The 21,021-nt window shown below is 39.1% G+C and carries 14 protein-coding genes, 1 tRNA gene and 2 riboswitches; of the genes, 4 read left to right on the top strand and 11 right to left on the bottom strand.

The genetic code is table 11. The features are described 5' to 3' along the window. Positions 1 to 8 precede the first annotated feature (8 nt). Positions 9 to 200: riboswitch (Lysine riboswitch) on the bottom strand. A 71-nt stretch (positions 201 to 271) separates the two neighbouring features. The 7 genes from HXT24_RS04385 to eno all read right to left on the bottom strand — a co-directional run bounded on the left by HXT24_RS04385 (position 272) and on the right by eno (position 7,638). Further along, positions 272 to 1,027: a trimeric intracellular cation channel family protein gene (locus HXT24_RS04385; RefSeq protein ID WP_410312522.1), complete on the bottom strand. Its 756-nt coding sequence runs from the start codon at positions 1,025 to 1,027 to the stop codon at positions 272 to 274. 181 nt (positions 1,028 to 1,208) lie between these two features. Then, positions 1,209 to 2,378 carry a branched-chain amino acid aminotransferase gene (locus HXT24_RS04380; RefSeq protein ID WP_422119233.1) on the bottom strand — a complete coding sequence of 390 codons (1,170 nt, stop codon included), beginning with the start codon at positions 2,376 to 2,378 and terminating at the stop codon, positions 1,209 to 1,211. Positions 2,379 to 2,589: 211 nt separating this feature from the next. After that, a tRNA-Leu gene (locus tag HXT24_RS04375) sits at positions 2,590 to 2,673 on the bottom strand. Between the two features lie 41 nt (positions 2,674 to 2,714). Continuing rightward, complete coding sequence (locus HXT24_RS04370) at positions 2,715 to 4,343, bottom strand: DUF501 domain-containing protein (protein WP_422119232.1); 1,629 nt, start codon at positions 4,341 to 4,343, stop codon at positions 2,715 to 2,717. A gap of 60 nt (positions 4,344 to 4,403) precedes the next feature. Beyond that, positions 4,404 to 5,024, bottom strand: coding sequence for an FtsB family cell division protein (locus HXT24_RS04365; RefSeq protein WP_116437154.1), 621 nt, complete (start codon positions 5,022 to 5,024; stop codon positions 4,404 to 4,406). Between the two features lie 182 nt (positions 5,025 to 5,206). Further along, positions 5,207 to 6,121 carry an L-lactate dehydrogenase gene (locus tag HXT24_RS04360; RefSeq protein WP_004111821.1) on the bottom strand — a complete coding sequence of 305 codons (915 nt, stop codon included), beginning with the start codon at positions 6,119 to 6,121 and terminating at the stop codon, positions 5,207 to 5,209. A 221-nt stretch (positions 6,122 to 6,342) separates the two neighbouring features. After that, positions 6,343 to 7,638 carry a phosphopyruvate hydratase gene (eno, locus tag HXT24_RS04355; RefSeq protein WP_004121502.1) on the bottom strand — a complete coding sequence of 432 codons (1,296 nt, stop codon included), beginning with the start codon at positions 7,636 to 7,638 and terminating at the stop codon, positions 6,343 to 6,345. A gap of 148 nt (positions 7,639 to 7,786) precedes the next feature. Then, positions 7,787 to 7,889, top strand: a riboswitch (TPP riboswitch). Here eno and HXT24_RS04350 point away from each other — a divergent pair. The 3 genes from HXT24_RS04350 (at position 7,880) to HXT24_RS04340 (ending at position 10,668) form a co-directional block, all read left to right on the top strand. Then, positions 7,880 to 8,677, top strand: coding sequence for an ABC transporter permease (locus HXT24_RS04350; protein WP_415681166.1), 798 nt, complete (start codon positions 7,880 to 7,882; stop codon positions 8,675 to 8,677). It overlaps the preceding riboswitch by 10 nt. A gap of 187 nt (positions 8,678 to 8,864) precedes the next feature. Next, a complete protein-coding gene (locus HXT24_RS04345; RefSeq protein ID WP_415681167.1) occupies positions 8,865 to 9,869 on the top strand; it encodes an ABC transporter substrate-binding protein in 1,005 nt (334 codons plus the stop codon). Positions 9,870 to 9,927: 58 nt separating this feature from the next. Further along, complete coding sequence (locus tag HXT24_RS04340; RefSeq protein ID WP_422119231.1) at positions 9,928 to 10,668, top strand: ABC transporter ATP-binding protein; 741 nt, start codon at positions 9,928 to 9,930, stop codon at positions 10,666 to 10,668. A 33-nt stretch (positions 10,669 to 10,701) separates the two neighbouring features. Here the strand turns inward: HXT24_RS04340 and mfd are convergent, their stop codons facing one another. The 3 genes from mfd to HXT24_RS04325 form a co-directional block, all read right to left on the bottom strand. Further along, positions 10,702 to 14,304 carry a transcription-repair coupling factor gene (gene mfd / locus HXT24_RS04335; RefSeq protein ID WP_422119230.1) on the bottom strand — a complete coding sequence of 1,201 codons (3,603 nt, stop codon included), beginning with the start codon at positions 14,302 to 14,304 and terminating at the stop codon, positions 10,702 to 10,704. Further along, on the bottom strand, positions 14,294 to 14,893 hold the full coding sequence (gene pth / locus HXT24_RS04330; protein ID WP_004111835.1) for an aminoacyl-tRNA hydrolase: 600 nt from the start codon (positions 14,891 to 14,893) through the stop codon (positions 14,294 to 14,296). The genes mfd and pth overlap by 11 nt, the downstream gene beginning before the upstream one ends. Before the next feature lie 164 nt (positions 14,894 to 15,057). Continuing rightward, positions 15,058 to 16,110, bottom strand: a complete 1,053-nt coding sequence (locus tag HXT24_RS04325) for an ABC transporter substrate-binding protein (protein WP_016811592.1) — start codon at positions 16,108 to 16,110, stop codon at positions 15,058 to 15,060. A 316-nt stretch (positions 16,111 to 16,426) separates the two neighbouring features. On the opposite strand from HXT24_RS04325, the gene HXT24_RS04320 reads away from it, so the two are divergent. Further along, entirely contained in the window at positions 16,427 to 17,218 is a 792-nt protein-coding gene (locus tag HXT24_RS04320; RefSeq protein WP_004121512.1) for an ABC transporter permease, read from the top strand. Between the two features lie 86 nt (positions 17,219 to 17,304). Here HXT24_RS04320 and HXT24_RS04315 read toward each other — a convergent pair whose 3' ends face one another. Next, positions 17,305 to 20,943 (bottom strand): UPF0182 family protein, encoded by a 3,639-nt coding sequence (locus HXT24_RS04315; protein WP_422119229.1) that lies wholly within the window; start codon positions 20,941 to 20,943, stop codon positions 17,305 to 17,307. Between the last annotated feature and the right edge of the window lie 78 nt (positions 20,944 to 21,021).

Genomic DNA, 21,021 nt, shown 5'->3' with positions numbered 1-21,021 from the left:
ACAGTATGCATGTCGATAGCACTCCGCAGCAAATTGCCAAAATTGCTGCGACAGTCCTTGGCTTATTAAGCCAAGTCCCAGCTTGTAAGCTAGAAAGAATAACCTACAAACTTCGGCGCTCTCCCCTTTTGCAAATCACTTAACGCCTCTTTCTGGCTAATGATTGCTACTCTTGTTGAGCGCGACCTCTGGTCGATGTGTTTCATTATTGAGATAGGCAAAGACAAAGTATAGACACTAATCGATATTTATTCAGATTAGACGAGATTTTCTATTTATTTTGATTATTTTTTTCTGCATTTTTCATAGATTTATCGGAAATTTTACGATTATATGTGTTATGTCTACGATATTTACTTATTTTTATTGGCGATTTGCGGTTCATTGCACCAAAAAGCGTTAAATCAAACTTTACCGACATTAACCGCATAGTTACTACGAGCACAACAATGAGCGTGTCTAAAATCATTTCTGTAATAACATCAAAACACCCTGCACGTTGGGCTTTTACAACAAATACTGTTAAAACACACCCAATGCCAGCAGGAAACGCATACCAATGCTTATCTCGCACAATTACAGGAACTTGATTCAAAACCATATCTCGAATTAAACCACCACCAAGAGCTGTAGCCATACCCAAAAACACGGATGCCATTCCAGACATGTGAAAATCCAAGCCTTTAGCGGTACCATTTACAGCAAAAAGCCCCAATGCTAAAGCGTCAAGAGTTAACATAAGCCATTTCCACTCATCAATTTCTAGATGAGCGAAAGCAACAATAACACCCGAAGCAAGACCAGTAAAAACAAATCCCCTATCCGCAATGCCAACTGGCGGCAAAGCTCCAAGCAGAACGTCTCTAACAATTCCGCCACCCAATGCTGTAAGCCATGACGTTGTGATTATTGCAAAGATATCATAATTCTTGCGAATAGCCCACATTCCGCCAACCATTCCGCAGCAACCCATAGCAATGTATTCAACAACAAGGAAGAAAACGTTATCTCCTAAAGCCCCTTCCACAATATTTCCTTTCCAAGGTTAGTTAAACACTTAAAAAACAAAATCCGCCTAATAAGCCTATAACCAATTAAGCATACAATTAGCGCGCCACCTCTTATAAGATATAAAAAATGACGCGCCAAATACTAAAAACTCTAACGGCTTTAAAACGACTTTTAAATAGCTCTTAAACAGCTTTTAACTAGTCGCACACCTTCCACATCCAGTTGTGAGTATCTTCAACATCTCCAAGCTGAATACCAAGCAATTCATCGCGCAAAGCCTGAGTCAACTCACCAACTCCACCATCAGCAACCTTAAGATCAAAGTCATCTGACTTAAAGCGACCAATAGGCGTAATAATCGCAGCAGTTCCGCAGGCAAAGACTTCAGTGACCTCACCAGAGCGGATATCGTCAAGCAATCCCTGAAGTGGAATCATAGTTTCAACAACCTTATGACCCGCTTCTTCTGCAAGCTGAATAATAGAACGACGTGTAACACCTGGAAGAATGCTACCAGTAAGAGATGGAGTTTCCAAATGACCATCCTTGTGCAAAATAAACACGTTCATTCCGCCAAGCTCTTCCAAATAGGTCTTAGTTGCTGCATCAACGAAGCAAACCTGTTCGCAACCGTGTTCAATACCCTTGTATTCACCGAGCAAGGAAGCCGCATAATTTCCACCACACTTAGCAAAACCAGTACCACCAGGGCCAGTGCGGAACCACTGATCTTCAACCCAAATACTAACTGGCTTCAAGCCACCTTTAAAATATGGTCCCGACGGAGAAGCAATAACACAATATTCAACCTCATGAGCTTCTCGCACACCTAGGAACGGCTCGGAAGCAAACATGAACGGACGCATATAAAGAGTATATTCGCGTCGGCTTGGAACCCACTCTTTATCTCGCTTAACTAAGGCTGCAACAGATCCAATAAAATCGTCGATAGAAAGATCTGGCAAATACAAACGCTTAGCAGAATTCTGGAATCGTGCCGCATTAATATCTGGACGGAAAAGCCAAATGGATTCATCAGTTCGCTTATAGGCCTTCAAACCTTCAAAGCATTCTTGGGCATAATGCAACACAGAAGCACCTGGATCCATTTTTAATGGCCCATAAGGCTCAACACGTCTATCCGACCAGCCTTCTCCCTTGGTCCAAGACATATGGACCATATTGTCGGAGAAAATCTGACCAAAAGCAGGCTTATCAATCAGCTCTGCTCGCTTTGCATCCGAAACAGGATTATCGTTAGGCAAAACAGTAAAATTGCCAGCCAGTTTGTTCAACAGATCAGAATCACTATGATCGTAAGAATCATAGGCATTTTTAAAGTCTGGAGCAACCTCTAAATCAGCCATTATGTCTCTTTTCCTAATTTGCGATATTACTTGTATTTTTATTATTGCTTTTATTGCAATTAATGGTATAGATTAGTACGATTCTCGATTAACGCAAGACTGTAAACAGATATTTTTATAGAAAAAAGACTAATTAAACCAAAATTCTTACGAATTGCAACAAAAAATTAACATTAAATACGTAAAAAATAAACTCGCAGCGTAACATTTGTGCCTCTGGTGGGACTCGAACCCACAAGCCCGTAAGGGCGTCAGATTTTAAGTCTGATGCGTATGCCAATTCCGCCACGGAGGCAACAGACAATTATTATGCCATATAATACAATTAAAAACAACTCAGCGTGTGGCGAGAATTCTACGACCCAAATCTAACGTGATTCCATCTAGTAAACCATGCTCACTAGCAACAAAAGTATCTAGAACTCCACCATGGTCTTCATATGCAGCTTTTGCAAGTCGTTCAAGCACACGACTCAACACAACTGCACCTCCACCAACAACATCAATCCTTCCAGGATGAATAGTGGCATAAGTACGCCTACGTTCTCTTGTCATGTGCAAGAACCTGTCATTAACCGTATATGCCTGATCCAACGCGATTTTTACTCCATCAACAGCCTTATGGTCATAATGCTTTAATCCAATAGCAAGGGCTGCCATAGTTGTAACAGTGCCAGAAACACCAATAATCGTGCGAGCTTTACCAGCGTTAACATGCTTAAAAGCTTCATCTATATTCTTGTCAATATCTTTTATAGCACAAGAAATTTCTTCTTCTGTTGGAGGGTCTGTATGCAAGTGTCTCTCAGTCATTCTAACGGAACCAATATTCATTGAATACGCGGAATCCACTTTATCTTCCGCAATATTCACACCGTCTCCACCAAGAACAATCTCAGTAGACCCACCACCTAAATCGACAACAACATAAGGGGCTTGCAAATCTTTTCTAGAAACCACACTTGTTGCTCCCAAAAAGCTCAAAGCAGCTTCTTCTGTTCCGCTAATAACTTCAGGGCGTACGCCAAGCTCATCAAACATCATCTGTTCAAAAATGTCTCTATTTAGCGCATCCCTAGTTGCAGATGTTGCTACAAAACGAATAGCATCTATTTTGTGTTCGCTAAGCACTTTTGCAAATTCTTTGGCAGCAGATTTAACTCTCTGCAAAGCATCTTCAGCAAACATATGCGTTTCGTCGATTCCCTGACCAAGTCTTACAACTCTAAGCATTCTAGGAACAACATCGCGCATACCATTAGCATTAACTTTTGCAATTTTTAATCTAATCGAATTCGTACCACAGTCAATTGCAGCTACGCAAACCGATTTATTAGTTCCAATGATTGTATTGGTGCTAAAAGATTTTGTATTTAATAATTTCTCAGTCTCAATTTCATCAGCATCATCACTCCAAGGAGTAGTGCACTTACAAACATTAGGATCAAATTCATTTTTTACCTTGCTTAACACCATATCGCCAATAGGATTCACACCTTTGCCCATTACAAGACTTTGCGCAAGCAAGGCGTGCAAACACTTAACACGAACAGGCATACCCCCAGCACTCATATCTTTAATATGTTCTTCACTATCTTCTAATCGAATAGCTAATTCGTGACGAAACTCTAAATAGTATTTATGTGCCTGCTCATATTTTTTAACAATATCATTGTCATTATTCAATAAATTGTTGCATTCCTTCATAAAACCTTGTGCTTCAAGATGCGAAGCCGCTTTAACCGCTTCTGGACTTGTTAAGTAGCATGTAGTTGGAAAAGGAGTTCCATCTTCTAAGCATGGCCTTGTAATAACAGCAAGAGGACGTCCACAAGAGCATCTAGCTCCAACTGCAACCATTCCCCTAGGGAATCTTCCCAATTGACGTTTAACAATGTCTTTATCTGCATCACTTGCAGGGTTCTCCAACAAACTATCCACTAAGGATTGTATATTCAAATCCATGTTTTTAACTCCCCTATGCATTTGCATGATTTTAAAATAAAGTACTTTAATATTTTCTTACTACTGTCTACTTGTATTACTCTGTTTCTTATCTGTAGATTTTGACGATTTATTTTTCTGATGTTTATTTTGCTGGCGACTTTTATCCATTTTATTATGCTTAGAAGTCTTATCCTTATTAGAATCGTTAACGTCATCGTCTTGAGATTTCATACTCATATCATCTGGCTTATCTGCTTTATGAAGAGAATAGAACAAATCACTATACCAAGGAAGAGCTTTTCTTTCCTCATACTCTGATTCATCTTTATTAAATGATTCTGGCACAACTCCTGTAACAGCTTCTGGGTGTTCAACTCTAACAGCCTGCTCTCCAGGGAATATGAATCCTAGCCTATCCCTAGCTTGTGCAGTAACATACGCTTTATCTTTCCAGCGATCAATATTATTATCCAACTCCTGTTTTTTGTCTTTTAGAGCAGCCTCATCTCTTTGCAAAGCGTGTAATTCAGCCAAGCTTAACGCATAATTTCGAATTGTTGAAACAAATTCTATAGAACAAAGAAACGCCACTACTATCATAAAAACAAATACGAACGAACCAGAAAACAGCCTTTTTTTCTTTGGCTGATTTGATTCATCAACTGTACTTGTTGCCGTGCGGCGATTTCTCAAAACCATACCTCTAAGTTACTTTAAATATTCGACGTGTAAATACACCTTATATTTACTTTTAGTCTAAAAAATCATTATTACACAATATGAATAACATACACGCTAAAATACAAAAATTGTGACCAGCTATCCACATAGGAGCTGGTCACAAAATCATACTCAAAATTCTTTAAAACTTAGATTTCCAACTATTCCATTTGAGCCTTGCTCAAAATCGTATCTGCAGAATGCTGCAACTTTTGCAACTCTTCTTCAGTCAAATCAAGCTTGCACTGCTCAATAATGCCATCTCGACCAACAATCGCTGGATAAGAAAGATAAGAATGATATTCTTCACGATAATTGGATACAGGCATCTGTTCTCTAGAATCCGTCATTACAGCATTCACTAAACGAACAGCTGCTGCAGCAATACCGTAGTTGGTATATTTCTTTCCATAGAACACGGTGAAACCGCCTTCGCGAGTTTCATCATCAACAGCATCCAAGTCAATGTTCTTTTCCTCAGCAAGATCAGTAATTGGCTGCTCTAACACTTTTACCGTAGACCATGCAACGAACTGTGAATCGCCGTGCTCGCCTAAACTATAACCCTTAACTGCCTTAGGATGAACTCCGAAGAACTTTCCCACAGCACGATGCAAACGGGCAGAATCAAGAAGAGTGCCAGTACCAATAACTCTTTCGTATGGAAGTCCAGTAGCTTCCTTGTAGAGCTGGCAAATAGCATCACAAGGATTAGTGATATCTATCAAAACGCCATGGAATCCAGAAGCTTTAATTTTTGCACCAACTTCTGCAACCTCTTTACGGTTATACTTAAGCTCCGCAAAACGATCTGGATGAGGAACATCCAAAAGTTTTATATGACCCAAGGCGCTTACGATTACTTCTACGTCTTTTAATGCTTCATAATCATTTACTGTAATATTAACGTTAAAAGGCACATTATCCATTGAATCTTCAAAATCAAGAGCATCAGCCTTAACTTTTGCTTCATTTGAATCATAAAGATACAAATCGTCAACGTGACCACCAATAATGAGCTGATGGGCTACTGCAGCACCAACATTACCCATGCCTATAACAGCGACTTTTCTCATATGAAACATCTCCTTCTGTTTTTAGTTTTTCATAAAAATAGCACTATTTTGGAGATAATGAAAGTAATTTTAGAAAAATTTTTTTAAAATTTTAAGAAATCATTGAAAATATACAAAAACGGTCAGCCGCATTTTATTGCGACTGACCGAAAATAAACTTCAGCTCAAAGCTTAAAAAGCTTAAACAAGTCTTATGAAGAACTTATAAAAGCCCTAGTATATTACTTCATATACTTCTTGCAAGCCTTGAATGCGCTGTAACCAGCGTACTGAGCGGTAGAGCCAAGCTCTTCCTCAATCTCAAGCAAGCGGTTGTACTTAGCGATACGCTCACCACGAGCAGGAGCACCAGTCTTAATCTGACCAGTGTTCTTAGCAACAGCAAGATCAGAAATGGTTGTATCTGGGGTTTCACCAGAGCGGTGGGAAACCATAGAAGTAAAGCCATTCTTGGTTGCAAGCTCAATAGCGTCGAGGGTTTCGGTAACGGAACCAATCTGGTTCAACTTTACGAGCAAGGAATTAGCTGCTCCAAGCTCAATACCCTTAGCCAAACGCTTTGGATTGGTGACGAGCAAGTCATCGCCAACGAACTGCAAACGATCACCAAGACGCTTGGTGATTGCTGCCCAATCATCCCAGCCTTCTTCCTGGAATGGATCTTCGATGGAAACGATTGGATACTCGTTGATGAGCTTCTCGTAGTAATCAAGCATGTAAGCAGAATCACGCTCTTCGCCGTCGAAACGATACTTGCCAGTTTCCTTGTTGTAGAACTCAGAAGAAGCAACGTCGAGGGAAATACCAATCTGCTTGCCTGGCTCGTAACCTGCAGCTTCGATTGCATCCATGATGTACTTCAAGGAATCTTCGTTGGACTTCATCTTTGGAGCGAAGCCACCTTCGTCACCAAGACCAGTAGCCAAGCCTTCCTTCTTCAAAACGTTCTTTAAGGTGTGATAAACCTCAACACCAGCGCGCAAAGCATCGCTGTAAGTTGCGAAACCGTATGGAGAAATCATGTATTCCTGAATATCAGTTGCAAAATCAGCGTGAGCGCCACCGTTCATGATGTTCATGTTTGGAACTGGAAGAATATGTCCGTTAGTTCCGCCGATGTAACGATACAATGGAAGCTCTGCAGATTCAGCAGCTGCATAAAGAGCAGCAAGAGAAACGCCAAGAATAGCATTTGCGCCAAGCTTACCCTTGTTTGGAGTGCCATCAAGCTCAATCATGGTTTCATCAAGAGCACGCTGGTCAGAGGCATCCATGCCAATAACCTTTGGAGCAATTACTTCATTAACAGCCTTAACTGCTTCCAAAGTACCCTTGCCCTGATAACGGGACTTGTCGCCATCACGACGCTCCCAAGCCTCAGCCTCACCAGTCGAAGCACCAGAAGGCACTAAGCCAATGCCCTGAGCGCCATCTTCGGTCTCCAAATAAACCTGAACGGTAGGATTTCCACGAGAATCCAAAATTTCGCGTGCATATACGCTTTCAATAGCTGCCACAACTACTCCTTATTCATTTTGTTGGTTGTGTAACATATTCAAGATTAATGCGTTTTATGGACGTTATTTCGTAGCGTAAGTCGTTAAAGATACAAGCCTATATAATCTAAGCGTTTCGCGATTTGTCCATGCCTTTATATGATAATAACAAACTGACACGGGGTGCAATTATTTAATTGTAATTGCTGAGATTATACCCGTCGAACCTGATATAGCTAAAACTATCGAAGGGAATGTCGTTATGAATAACCTTTTTAGCGCGATTGCAAAACTGCATCGTAAAGCTTTTATTTCTTTAAAAGCTTGGTTTTCTACTATAGCGATTCTTTTTTTATGGTTTTTAACAACCTTAACTCCTGCCGAAAATCGCGCTTTGCCATCTCCAAGCGAGGTAATAAAAGCATTTGTTGACTTAAACAACGAAGGAATATTACTACCGTCTCTTGCAATAAGCATATTTAGAGTTGTAGCTGGTCTTCTTTTAGGAATTGCTTTTGCTTTGCCATCTGGAATCATTTCTGGCGGAAGCAAAATAGGAGAATCAGTAATAAATAAACCAAGTCATATGCTCAGATCCATACCATTCCCAGCATTAGCGCCTTTATTGATCATTTTTCTCGGTGTGGACGAAATGATGAAAATAATGCTTATAGCGCTTGGCGTTTTTGGACCAATGTATGTCAATATTCGAGATGGAGTAAGGAACATTGACCCTAAACTAATAGAACTTGCAAAGGCTTATAACGTTAAAAAATCGACTGTTTTTACAACAATTTTTATGCGAGGAACACTAGCTAATTTTATGACAGGATTGCGATTTTCAATTTCCGTAGCATGGGTTGCTTTAGTTACTTGTGAAACAGTTAATTCTTCAATAGGAATCGGATATATTCTTTCTAGAGCTCAACAATTCTTTAGACCAGATCAAATGATGGCATGCATTATTTTATATGCGATTGCAGGACTTGGATCAGAAGTTACTGCAAACATATTCGAATATTGGCTTATGCCAGAACGCAGAGTAAATAGAGAATCTTAACAAAGAGTTGATTTTAGAAATTCACGTAAATAAAGAATTTATAAAATCCTCTGTGAATTTTAAAGATACTTTTAACGATACTTTTAAAAATAAGTCAATTTTTATAAAAATTTAATCAACAAAATTTAACCAACAACCAAATAAACCAAATAAGAAAAACACAAAATGAAAGTAGAGGAGCCAAATCATGGCTAATTTCAAAATACAAATTGCTAGCAAACGCTCTATTGCAGCAGTATGCGCTTTTTGCGCAACTATCGCTCTCGCATCTTGCGGCGGAGTTCAAAAACCTGCAAATAACTCCCAATCTTCTAGCAAAGATACGGGAATAATGAGGGTTGCTTATCTTTCTACAGCAAACTATTTAACAACGTTAAAAAATGAAAAATTCCTTCAGGAAGAATTTGGAAAAGCAAAAGTCACCTATACTGGACCATACACTCCAGTTGATGGTCTTACCGCAGTTATGAGCGGAAGCGCTGATGCAACAACTACTGGAACTGGACGATTTATTGATTTGATTGCAGAAGGTCAACCTTGGGTTGCATTTGCGCTCGAATATTACAATGGTGATTCTCAAGGAATCGTTGCATCCGCAAAAAGCGGCGTAAAAACACTAAAAGACTTATATGGAAAGAAAGTTGCTATCATTCACAACGGTGACACCGGCGATTACATGCTTCACCGCGCATTCGATAAAAGCGGCTTAGACGTTTCTAAAGTGCATAAAGTAGAGATGAGTCCTAAGAACTTCCAAGCAGCATTTACATCTGGACAGATTGATGCAATTTCCTCATTCGATCAGAATCTTGCTGCAGCGATGACAACTCCTGGGTCAAAATTACTTGTTAACGCTAAAAAGTATGGCAACATGAATGTTACCATTCACATTGTTTCTAGAAAATTTGCTAAGAAACATCCTGAACTCGTTAAAAAAATGTATAACGCTCTTGTTCGCGAAGCTAATAAGTCGCATAAAGAAAAGAATGTTATCGGGAATGCTTATAAGCAACTTGGAGCAAGCGATACAATCATTAAGCAGATTGAAAAATTCGATAATCCAACAATTAAGCCAATCGATAAGAAAGGCTTAGAAATGATGAAGGTTCAGGCAAAAGAATACGTAAAATATGGTTTAATTAAGCAAGCTCCAACAAACTTGGATGATTCCGTAATGGATTGCAGCAAATAACCTAAACCTTTAAAATACGATAAATAATTTTCAAAATCAAAACACAGTAGGAGTTAATATGAACATTCAAAACAATGGAAATAATGCTGATAATGGCAACAATTCCTACTGTGTTTCTTTAACACATATCGAAGTAGCGTTTGACGACACTTATAAGGTTTTGAAAGATATTAATTTAAACATTAAGCAAGGCGAGTTTGTCTCTCTTATTGGCAGATCAGGTTGCGGAAAAACAACTCTTCTTAAAGTAATATCTGGTTTACTAAAACCTACAAGCGGCAGTATAAACGTTACAGATATGCAGGCTATAGGATTCCAAGATGCAAGATTAATCCCATGGCTAAAAATTGGTGAAAATGTTGTTTTTGGTCTTTCGGACAGTAAAAACAATCTTAAAAAACTTGCAAATAATGCTCTTAGCAAAATGCAATTAGAAGAATACGCCGATAAATGGCCTTCTCAACTTTCTGGCGGTCAAGCTCAACGCGTCTCTTTAGCTAGAGCATTAGTAAGAAACCCAGAGCTATTGCTTTTAGACGAACCTTTCGGCGCATTAGATGCTTTAACAAGACTAGACATGCAAGATCTTCTAGCTAAGCTAAGAACACAAAACGGCTGGAGCTCAATCATGGTTACTCACGATATTGCGGAAGCCGTAAGATTATCAGATCGTATTCTAATGCTTCAAAATGGCGTAATATCAAGGCAATGGAATATCGATAGAAGCAGTGTTGATTCGCAAGGAAGACCTACAAATCATGTTTCTATTGAAGATGATTTAAGACTTGCCTTAAAGTGACATGTCTACTATTTAAAACTCACCGATTAATTTTTACCAATCAATGTCTTCTAAAAGTTGTTTAGTCCATTCGACTATCTCTTTTTCACTCATAGACGACGAATCTCCTAGAACAGACGCAAAAGGAGATGGAAAAATCATTGTGTGAGTTACAGGCTTAAACTGTGCTCCCTTGTAAATCCTACTCAAACGCATCCAAACAGATTGAGCTGGATCTACGCCAATAACGCGCACAGTTTTACCTTGCATGCTTATTTGATTAACACCCATTTGTTTAGCTTTAAAACGCAATCTTGCAACATCAAATAATGTTTGTAAGGATTTAGGAGGATTCCCATATCTATCGCTTAACTCATTGAAAATCTCTTTTAAGTCTTCATCATTCTGAGCTTCAGCAAGCTTCCTATAAGCTTCCAAACGTAATTTATCTGAATCAATATAAGATACTGGAATTGAGGCTTCTATTGGCAAATCAATAGAAACAGATATGGACTCTTTATGATCTGGTTCCTTATATTTTTCAACAGCTTCAGATACCATCCGAACATATAAATCGAATCCGACTCCTTCAATATGTCCACTCTGAGCATCGCCAAGCAAATTGCCAGTTCCGCGCAATTCCAAATCCTTCATAGCAACATCAAAACCAGAGCCAAGAGCAGTATATTGAGCGATTGTTGCAAGCCTGTCGTGAGCCTGCTGAGTCATAGGTTTAGTAGGATCGTACAAAAAGTACGCGTATGCGCGCTCACGACCTCTGCCAACTCGTCCTCGTAATTGATGAAGCTGGCTTAAGCCGAATCTGTCAGCGTGATCTACAATAAGCGTATTTGCATTAGAAATATCTAATCCTGTTTCAATAATCGTAGTGCAAACAAGAACATCAATATCCCTATGCCAAAAATCACGAATAATAGTGTCAAGTTGCTTCTCACCCATTTTTCCGTGTGCAATCGCCACTCGAGCATCTGGCACAAGTTTTTGAATATTAGAGGCAATTTTACTAATATCTTCTACTCGATTATGCACGTAAAATACCTGTCCTCCACGCAATAATTCACGTTTCACACAGGCTGCAACTTGTGCATCTTCATATGCTCCAACATAAGTCAAGACTGGTAAACGATCTTCTGGAGGCGTAGCAAGCGTAGACATTTCACGAATACCCGTAACAGCCATTTCAAGCGTTCGAGGAATAGGCGTTGCAGAAAGGCTAAGCACATCTACGTTTGTGCGCAAAGCTTTCAAAGTCTCCTTGTGCTCAACACCAAAACGTTGTTCTTCGTCTATAATCACTAATCCTAAATCTTTAAATTTTATATTTGGGTTTAAAAGTTTATGAGTTCCAACAACAACATCTACTTGTCCAGATTCTATTCCTTGCATTGTAGCGTCTATTTCTTTTGCACTCTGGAATCTGCTCATTGCAGCAACTGTTACAGGAAAGCCAGAAAAACGGTTAGTGAAAGTCTCGTAATGCTGCTGAACCAAAAGAGTGGTTGGCGCCAGAACAACTACTTGTTTACCGTCTTGAACAGCTTTAAATGCAGCTCGAACAGCAATCTCCGTTTTGCCAAACCCAACATCTCCGCAAATCAACCTATCCATTGGAATTGGCTTCTGCATATCTTGTTTAACTTCGTCAATAGTAGTAAGCTGATCTGGCGTTTCTTGATACGGAAACGCATCTTCCAGCTCTTTTTGCCACGGAGTGTCAGAGCTGAAGGCAAAACCTTTAGTAGATGCTCTGGCTGAATATAATTTGATTAAATCTTCTGCAACTTCTTGAACATGCTTTTTAGCTTTTGCCTTTGTAGCAGCCCAATCTGATCCTCCAAGTTTGTTTAACTTTGGAATTTCAGCCCCAATATATTTGCTAACCAAGTCGAGTTGATCGGTTGGAATAAAAAGCTTGTCAGCAGGCGCATTACGTTTACTTGGCGCGTATTCAATTTCCAAGTATTCACGAGTAGCTTCTCCACTTGAAGTTTTTATATTTCGCTGCCTCATGCCTATAAATTTGCCGATTCCATGCTGATCATGAACAACAAAATCGCCTGGTTTAAGATCTAGAAGGTCTATTGATTTTCGTCTTCTCCTAGGGGTTTTAAGCGCGCTTGCAGAAGATGTTTTTCCAGTCAAATCTCTTTCTGTAAGAATAGCGATTTTACTTTGTTCATCTATGAAACCGTCCACTATTTGCGATTGAATCGGTATAAAATCAAAAATTCCAGTTGATTGTATTGCGCGACTTAGTCTTGATAAGGTTCCATATGCGGATGCAATTATGTAAACTTTAAATCCGTTTTCTATAAGACCAGATATTCCACTAGAAATCTTTTCATTGTCTCCTCTAAATTCTTGAGGAGATTTAATGCTCAATTCTAGACGGCTATTTTTTACAATTTTATTTTCGCCAGATTCTTTAAAATCGACGGTTGCTGGCGACTTATCAGATCCGAAACTCGTTAAATTTATTACCTGATGATTCTTATTTTCTAAGCTTGCTAAAGTTTCATCAAAATCAAGAAAACTCGCCTGATCGAATGTGATTGGAGCACCTGCTCCTCTACCAGATGCAGCTACATGCCAACTTGCTGCCAAAAATTCATTAGCAGTTCTACTTAAATCTTGAGCTGCGCGCCTACATTTTTCTGGGTCAGAAATCAATATTATAGAATCTTTTGGAAGCAGATTTTCTACTGGTTCCATTTTATCAACTAATGCTGGAAGCAGAGACTCCATACCTTCTACTGGTATTGCATTCGATATGGATTCCAACATGTCGTCAGCATTTTGAATTTTACCAATCAAAGATTTTGCACGATTTTGAATATCTTTTGTAAGCTGTAATTCTCTACAAGCAGTAGCCCAAATACTATTAATATTCTCACCGTATGTGCGTTGATCAGATGCGTGAAACTGCTTAATCGTGTCGATTTCGTCTCCAAAAAATTCGATTCTAACAGGATGATTCATCGTTGGAGAAAAAACATCTATTATTCCACCTCTAACCGCAAATTCTCCACGATTCATAACCAACTCAACGCGATTATAAGAGTTTTCAACAAGACGTTTTACAGCAGAATCTATAGGAACTTCTTTACCACATTCAAAAACAAGAGGCTCTACGTCTGAAATATTTTCAACAACTGGCTGAATAATAGAACGAACTGGCATAACAAGCACACGAATTGGGCTAAACATTCTATTCTTGCCACTTTGAGGATGTTTTAATCTTCTAAAAACCGACATTCTACTTGCCACAGTGTCTGCTCTAGGAGAAAGACGCTCATGAGGAAGAGTCTCCCAAGCCTCTAGTTCGGCAATATCCTGAGGATCTCCGTCATACCAATCTCGTATTGAAGAAACAGCATCACTAGCATCTCTACCAGATGGAGTAATTAGAACAACAGGACTACTCTTTGATATTGCAGCGGCTATAGCAGGTCTAGAACCTAAAGGAGATGCAACAGTAAGCGGATTTGGAAAATCTAGCACGTTAGAAACTAAAGATTTAAACGCTTCGTTTTTATCTAAAATATCTTTAAGTATATTTTCAAAAGAAACGTTAGAATTTATAAAATCTTTAGAATCTGACATATTGTTAGCAAAAAAATCAGATTTATTTGCCATTGAAATGCTCCTGAGTGGCGCTAAGTCCGCGGAAGATCACACTTTCTACTGCATCAGCGCCATCTGCCAAAAAATTAGGGAGTTCAGATTTTTGCGCACCAGCAAAACCGCCCAAAACCCAATTAACAGTATTATCATGAGCGTGCGCTCCGCGCTGAGCATGCCCCACACCCATTCTCACACGAGCATATTGCGGAGTTCCAAGGCTGCGATCAATAGAACGAATACCATTATGACCTCCAGCAGAACCGCCAGATTTTACTTTAATACGACCAAAATCCAAATCCATATCGTCATGAATAATCACAATATGGTCAGTTTCAATCTGATAATACGAGCTTATTGACGAAACAGCAGCACCAGAATCATTCATAAATGTGAGCGGCTTAGCGAGGAAAAACTTCGCCGACTTACCGTCTAAATTCATTACTCCCTTGCCTAATTTTGACAAGCCCTTATGGTCGGAAAAAGATATTGACCAACGCTCACTTAGCACGTCTGCAACCATAAATCCCATATTATGACGTGTACCTTCATACTTCGATCCAGGATTTCCAAGTCCCACAATCAGCCAAAAATCCGATGCCATAGCGCACACTCCAACTCATAAACTCAACAACGAAATGGGCGTACCGATTGAATACTACTTAAATACGTAGACTCTCGATACGCCCTCATATACTGCGCACTATTCTACCAATAAGGCGGTCATTGTTTAAATAATGCGGTTATTGTTTAAAACTTTAGCAAAAACTACTTTAAGAATTCGTCGGTGGATAATTCTTTAGCTTGAGGAGTTTTATGAGTTACTTTACCTTTTGCATCAGTGTAAGCTCCTCCTTGGCTTAAGAAGTCAAAGTAGTCTTGAGCACCTTTAACATCACTTGTACCAAACACAAACTTGCCACTTTTAATATCTGCATGGTTTCCCCAATACTGCCCATCGACGATCAGTTTCATGCTGCGTTTAACAAATTTTGGATTAAGATTTGCGTCTTTCGCTTCTTTAACCAAAATGTCAGATGCTTCATCTGGGTGCGAATACGCGTATTCATACCCACGCTTTGCAGCTTTAACGAATGCGCGAACAAGCTTAGGATCACGTTTAATTGTTCGCTTATTAGTAATAATACCAATCGTATCTGGCTGACCAGGAACTCCATAATCTCTAGACCTAAAACAACGAAGCTTAGGACCGAACATATCTGCTTGAACACCTTCCCAAGTGCCATAGAATCCGCCAAAATCAGCTTTACCAGATTCAAGAGTACGGAAAGTTGAGGTTCCAACAGTAACTTTATCGAATTTACCCTTGCCGCCATCATGCTGAATCATTCTGTTAATTACAACATCACTTTCTGCAGCACCAAAAGACGCATAAGTTTTTCCATCAAAATCTTTAGGAGAATGAATCTTATTGTTTTTAGCAAGAGCACACCAGATAGCACTTGGTTTTTGCTGCACTTGCATAACCTGCTCAAGATTAGCTCCCTTTGTAGAAGTATCAGCAACATTAGTTAATGTAGTAAGAGCAAAATCAGCTGCACCACTATCTACAGCATGTTCAGAACCAGTTGGAGCAACAGCAAGCATATCTACATCTAATCCTGCATCCTTAAACCAACCTTTATGCTTTGCAACATAGATACCAATATGATTAGTATCTGGTGCCCAAAAAAGCATAAAAGATACTTTACGAAGATTCGAGTTTTGATTATTACCCTCAAATCCACATGCAGAAAGAGATAATGCACAAAATGCAGAAAGAATAAACGCAAGACTACGCTTTAAAACACGCATATTCATGAGTTCCCTACTTTGTTTTTACTTACCATTTTCTGGGAAATGCAGCACAGACTTGGCAGAAAACGGTATCAAGGGCCTAGCCCGCGCCGTTCAATGCCCCCTATCAAGCTCTAAGAGTTTGACTAGGTTTGCCACACATTGACTCACGAAACATTTTGATTATGCACGATTCAATCGACAAATTAGTAATCATGTTACAAACATAAGATTCTGATAGAATACACGTGCTATTCTTATTTCTGAATTTATGCGATTGGGGCAGCAATCGCTATTTTTATGTCACTATTTTAATATTCAAGAAAAGGATTGAAAATAAATGACGCAATCGCGTTTAAAGACTACGCTTGCAAAGTGTCTGCCAACTGTAATATCAATAGCAATTGTGCTGATTCTATGGCAATTTGCTTGCCAATACTATAAGATATCGCCAAATCTTATTCCTGCACCAACTTCTATTGCGCAAGACACAATTGAATCATTCCCTACTCTATTGCCTGCTGCACTAATAACAACTCAAGAAACAGTTATTGGCTTTGCATTAGCAATAATATGCGGAATTCTTCTGGGCGTATTTTTCCACGTTTCTAAGCTAGTTAAGTCTGCTTTATTCCCATTACTGTGCGCGGCTCAAACTATGCCTTTAATTTCCATTGCACCAATTTTCTTGATTTGGTTTGGATTTGAAATGTCTGGGAAAATAGTAATAGTAATGATTTTTAGCATGTTTCCTATTGCTGTTCAAACTGTTCGAGGATTAGACGCAGTTCCTAGTTTTTATACCGATGTTGCATTAACTTGTGGAGCTAATGCAACTTGGACTTTGTGGCATGTTAAGTTGCGCGTAGCAGCTAGGCAAATTTTTGGAGGAATTAAAATTAGCGCAGCATATGTTTTAGGAACAGCTGCTACAGCAGAATATTTAGGAGCTAGAAACGGCTTGGGCATTTGGCTTCAATCCGCATATAACTCTTTTAGAACTCCACTTATTTTTTCAGCAACTATAGCAATAATAATTCTTACAGCTCTTCTAATGCTTGTTATAAATGCAGCCGAAAAACTTCTTCTAGGTCCTGTGGAAGACGATGAAGATCCAGATAATCAACTGTAAAACTGAGATATAAAATTAATGCCGAGCATAATGTAATCGATTATGTTCGGCATTAATTTTTATTGTTCCAAAACTGTCTTCTAATTCTACTTAACAGCTTCTTCACTCATTGCATCATTAATAGCATCGCTAAGCTCTTTTTGAGCCTTTCCATATGCTTGCCAATTCCCTGATCTCATTGCAGAATCAGAATCCTTCAATGCTTGAGCTGCTCGTTTAAGTGCAATCCTAGCTTTTTCACTAATAGAATTAGATTTTGCAGGTGCATTTGCACTATTTTTAGCATCGCCCTTATTGGAATTATTTGCATTATTTTTATTGGAGACATTTTCATTTGAGCCAGAATTATTAGAAGCATCGCCAGCGTTTGCGCCAGAGTTTCCTCCAAACACTTGGTTTAATGCTTCATCCAAAGTGTCAGCAAACCCAACTTGGTCTCCAAAAGCAACAAGCACCTTCTTGAGCAAAGGATAACTTGTAGATCCGCTAGATTGTACATAAACAGGCTCTACGTAAACTAATCCTCCACCAAGTGGCAATGTAAGCAAGTTTCCACGCTTAACTTTAGTTGAACCAGATTCAAGCAAATTCAACTCTTTAGAAACATTTGCATTAGCGTTGAAATTGTTTTGCGCTTGACCAGGACCTGGAACATTGGAAACTTTAGGCAACTCTTGAAGTCTTAGTTTGCCATAATTTTCGCTTACTTTTCCAGCAACATTTCCAGCATCGGAATTTACCGACAAGAATCCAGTTAGGATTTCTCGAGTGATTTTTCCAGCAGGAATGTATGTGGAAACAAGCGAGAATACTGGCTTGTTGGCCCCTCTGGTTTGCAAAGTCAAATAGTATGGAGGCTGCAAAATATCTTCTCGTTGAAGACTTTGAGATTCAGTAGGATCAACTGGAGTCTGCCAGAAGTCTTCTCCCGAGAAGAACTGGCTTGCACTATCAACATGATACTTCGCTAGCAAATGCCTTTGCACTTTGAACAAGCTTTCTGGGTATCTAATATGACTCATCAAATCGCCAGAAATCTTAGAAATATCGTGATAATGACCTGGGAATATTGATCTCCAAGCTTTAATCACAGGGTCTTTTTTATCCCACACATATAAGTCAACTGAACCGTCGTATGCATCAACAGTAGCTTTAACTGAATTGCGAATATAGTTTGCTCGCTGATTCGTTAAGCCTTTAATCGAACGAGATGTTGTTGTTGTAGAATCTTGAGTCACCTGCCCAAAATCAGTCATCTGCGAATATGGGTAGGAGTCGGACGTTGTATATCCGTCAACAATCCACTTAACTCGTCCGTCAACAACCGCTGGGTAAACGCGCCCATCTAAAGTCAAGTACGGAGCGACTTTAGAAACGCGAGTCTTAGGGTCGCGATCATACAAGATTTGAGAATCAGAAGTAACTCTATCCGAGAATAAGATTTGATCTGACTCAAAACGAATAGCATGCAGCAACTTAGAGAAGAAGTTTCCTACACTTGGTCCACCATTTCCCTTAAACGTTGTTAAAGCACCATTTGAACCAGTTGGATAATCAAATTCCCAAGGAGCAGAGCCTTTTGGAGAACCAACAATCGAATACTTTGGAGCGTTTGGAGAGAAGTAGATACGCGGCTCATACTTCTTCAACTTTGTAAGCTTTCCTTGAGTTGGAATTCCATACTCCATAAATTGCGGCTGACCGTCTGCAGTAACCTTATTTCCGTAAGCTGCAACAATGCCATAGCCGTGCGTATAAACAGTGTGGTCATTAACCCAATTTCGATTATCGTTTCCAGCTAAATCAAGCTCTCTTGCAGCAATAACCGTGTCTTGGCTCACGCCATCAATGTCGTACTTATCTACAGAAAGAGTATCTGCAAAAGTGTAGTATTGCTTAGATTGCTGCAATTGGCGGAATGTTGGAGAAGTTACTTGAGGGTCTAAAAGCCTGATTTGTGCAGTAGACTCCGCTTCTTTTGCAAGCGCTCCCGACTTTCCTTCCGAAGTAGCGTTATACGATTCTTTTTTAACATTATTTAAGCCATACGCAAACTTAGTTGCATCTATATTTCGCTGAATATAAGTAGCTTCTAATTCTTGAGCATTAGGCGCTACCTTAAAACGTTGCAAAAGAGCAGGCCAAGCAAAAGACAACACCATAGCGCATACAACTAAAGACGCAACAGCTATAGCAGGCGTGCGCCAAGCTTTAACAGCTACAACAAAACGCGTGCCAATTTTTACATTCCCATTAAGAGCATGAGATTTTAGCAACCACGCTGTTATAACAATTCCAACAATTAGTGTTATTACAGCCATTGCAATGCTGGAAGGAACACCAGCATTCATATCTGTGTAAGATCCGCCAGTAATCTTAGAACCATCCAAATTTACAATCGCAAACACATCTAAGATTTGCAAAATAGACCAGAAAATAACAACTAGCATAAACCATGCAGAAATTTGACGCCTTGCGCTTTTAGTTATGCTAAAAATGCCTTTGCCGCCTACAGGAAGCGTAATCCTTACAGCTCCCATCAAAGCGTTTGTTATAACGCTAAATAGCAAAGAAACACCAAGAAGAACAATAAACGCTCTTGTAAAAAGTCGCAAGCCTGGCAAAGTAAACACGTAAAAACCGTTATCAAATCCAAATTGTGGATCTTTAATACCAAACGATTGGTAATTAAACATAAGCAAAATTTGCACCCAATGACTATAGAATTGCATTCCAAACACAGCACCTACAATCAAAGACACAATTCCTGCAACATGCATTGCAAGCTTAGAGCTTATTCCCTTTTTAGTGTCTAAAATATTGCCTTTTTCTTTAACATATACGCCATCTTCGCTTCCAGGGCGTTTTTTAATCGCAATATATGCAGACAAATACCCGAACGCAGCCATAAGCAGAGCGTACAAAGCCCAAACGCCGATTTTAGCGGCTAGTTGAATCCAGATTACGCTCTCGAATCCAAGTTGCGCATACCACATGCAATCTGTAATAAAAGTAGAAAAACCAAAAATAATTGAGCATATAAACGCTATTGCGACTACTATCGCAACAATAATCCAACGCCATTTTCTTGATTTTCCAACAAACTTATTTACATCAAAATCTATTCTCATATAGCGATTATTCTCCTTACTATTTGAGCTTTTATTATCGCTTTTATTGCTTTCACTATTATCGCTAATATTGCTAGTATTGCTTTCGCTATTTTCGCTATCTTTGCTAGCATCGCTATTTTTTGGCGAATCGCCTTCGTCTTCTAGTTTTTTCTTAGCTTCTAATAGATCACTAAAAATGTCACCGAGGTCATCATCGTCAGTATAATAGTCTGCCCAATCTTTTATTTTTTTTGTAAACTTTGAAAAATTCTTGTCTTTGTTTTTACTATTAGACTCATCTTTAGACTCATCTTTAGACTCATCTTTAGACTCATCTTTAGACTCATCTTTAGCAACAACATTTGCAACAACATTTGCATTGCTATTATCTTCATCAATGCTTTCGATAACTACATCTTGATCGCTGAAATCATCCGTAGAAGTATCGGACGAAGTATCGGCAAAATCATTATTTTGATTGCTCTTTTTCTTTCCATCGCTTGAATAATCAGAACGCTTATGCACTTTAGTGTTTTTAGGTTTTCTAGCCATATACGCGCCAAAAGCAGCCCATGCAACGCCAATGATTATTTCTATGATGACTTTCAACATAAGGTTAATAGTACTATACTAATTATTCCTAATCTACTTGTTGTGTTTGTTGTGTTTGTTGTGTAATCAAAAATAATT

Origin of the sequence: Gardnerella sp. DNF00354, from assembly GCF_049262755.1 — a bacterium.
Taxonomy (GTDB): domain Bacteria; phylum Actinomycetota; class Actinomycetes; order Actinomycetales; family Bifidobacteriaceae; genus Bifidobacterium; species Bifidobacterium vaginale.
This window is presented reverse-complemented; position numbering and strand designations above follow the sequence as displayed.

Bases quoted from the DNA above. Each gene is read 5' to 3' on its own strand.
- HXT24_RS04380 (WP_422119233.1), bottom strand. From the start codon at position 2,378: ATGGCTGATTTAGAGGTTGCTCCAGACTTTAAAAATGCCTATGATTCT.
- HXT24_RS04370 (WP_422119232.1), bottom strand. From the start codon at position 4,343: ATGGATTTGAATATACAATCCTTAGTGGATAGTTTGTTGGAGAACCCT.
- HXT24_RS04365 (WP_116437154.1), bottom strand. From the start codon at position 5,024: ATGGTTTTGAGAAATCGCCGCACGGCAACAAGTACAGTTGATGAATCA.
- HXT24_RS04360 (WP_004111821.1), bottom strand. From the start codon at position 6,121: ATGAGAAAAGTCGCTGTTATAGGCATGGGTAATGTTGGTGCTGCAGTA.
- HXT24_RS04350 (WP_415681166.1), top strand. From the start codon at position 7,880: ATGAATAACCTTTTTAGCGCGATTGCAAAACTGCATCGTAAAGCTTTT.
- HXT24_RS04345 (WP_415681167.1), top strand. From the start codon at position 8,865: ATGGCTAATTTCAAAATACAAATTGCTAGCAAACGCTCTATTGCAGCA.
- HXT24_RS04340 (WP_422119231.1), top strand. From the start codon at position 9,928: ATGAACATTCAAAACAATGGAAATAATGCTGATAATGGCAACAATTCC.
- mfd (WP_422119230.1), bottom strand. From the start codon at position 14,304: ATGGCAAATAAATCTGATTTTTTTGCTAACAATATGTCAGATTCTAAA.
- pth (WP_004111835.1), bottom strand. From the start codon at position 14,893: ATGGCATCGGATTTTTGGCTGATTGTGGGACTTGGAAATCCTGGATCG.
- HXT24_RS04325 (WP_016811592.1), bottom strand. From the start codon at position 16,110: ATGAATATGCGTGTTTTAAAGCGTAGTCTTGCGTTTATTCTTTCTGCA.
- HXT24_RS04320 (WP_004121512.1), top strand. From the start codon at position 16,427: ATGACGCAATCGCGTTTAAAGACTACGCTTGCAAAGTGTCTGCCAACT.
- HXT24_RS04315 (WP_422119229.1), bottom strand. From the start codon at position 20,943: ATGTTGAAAGTCATCATAGAAATAATCATTGGCGTTGCATGGGCTGCT.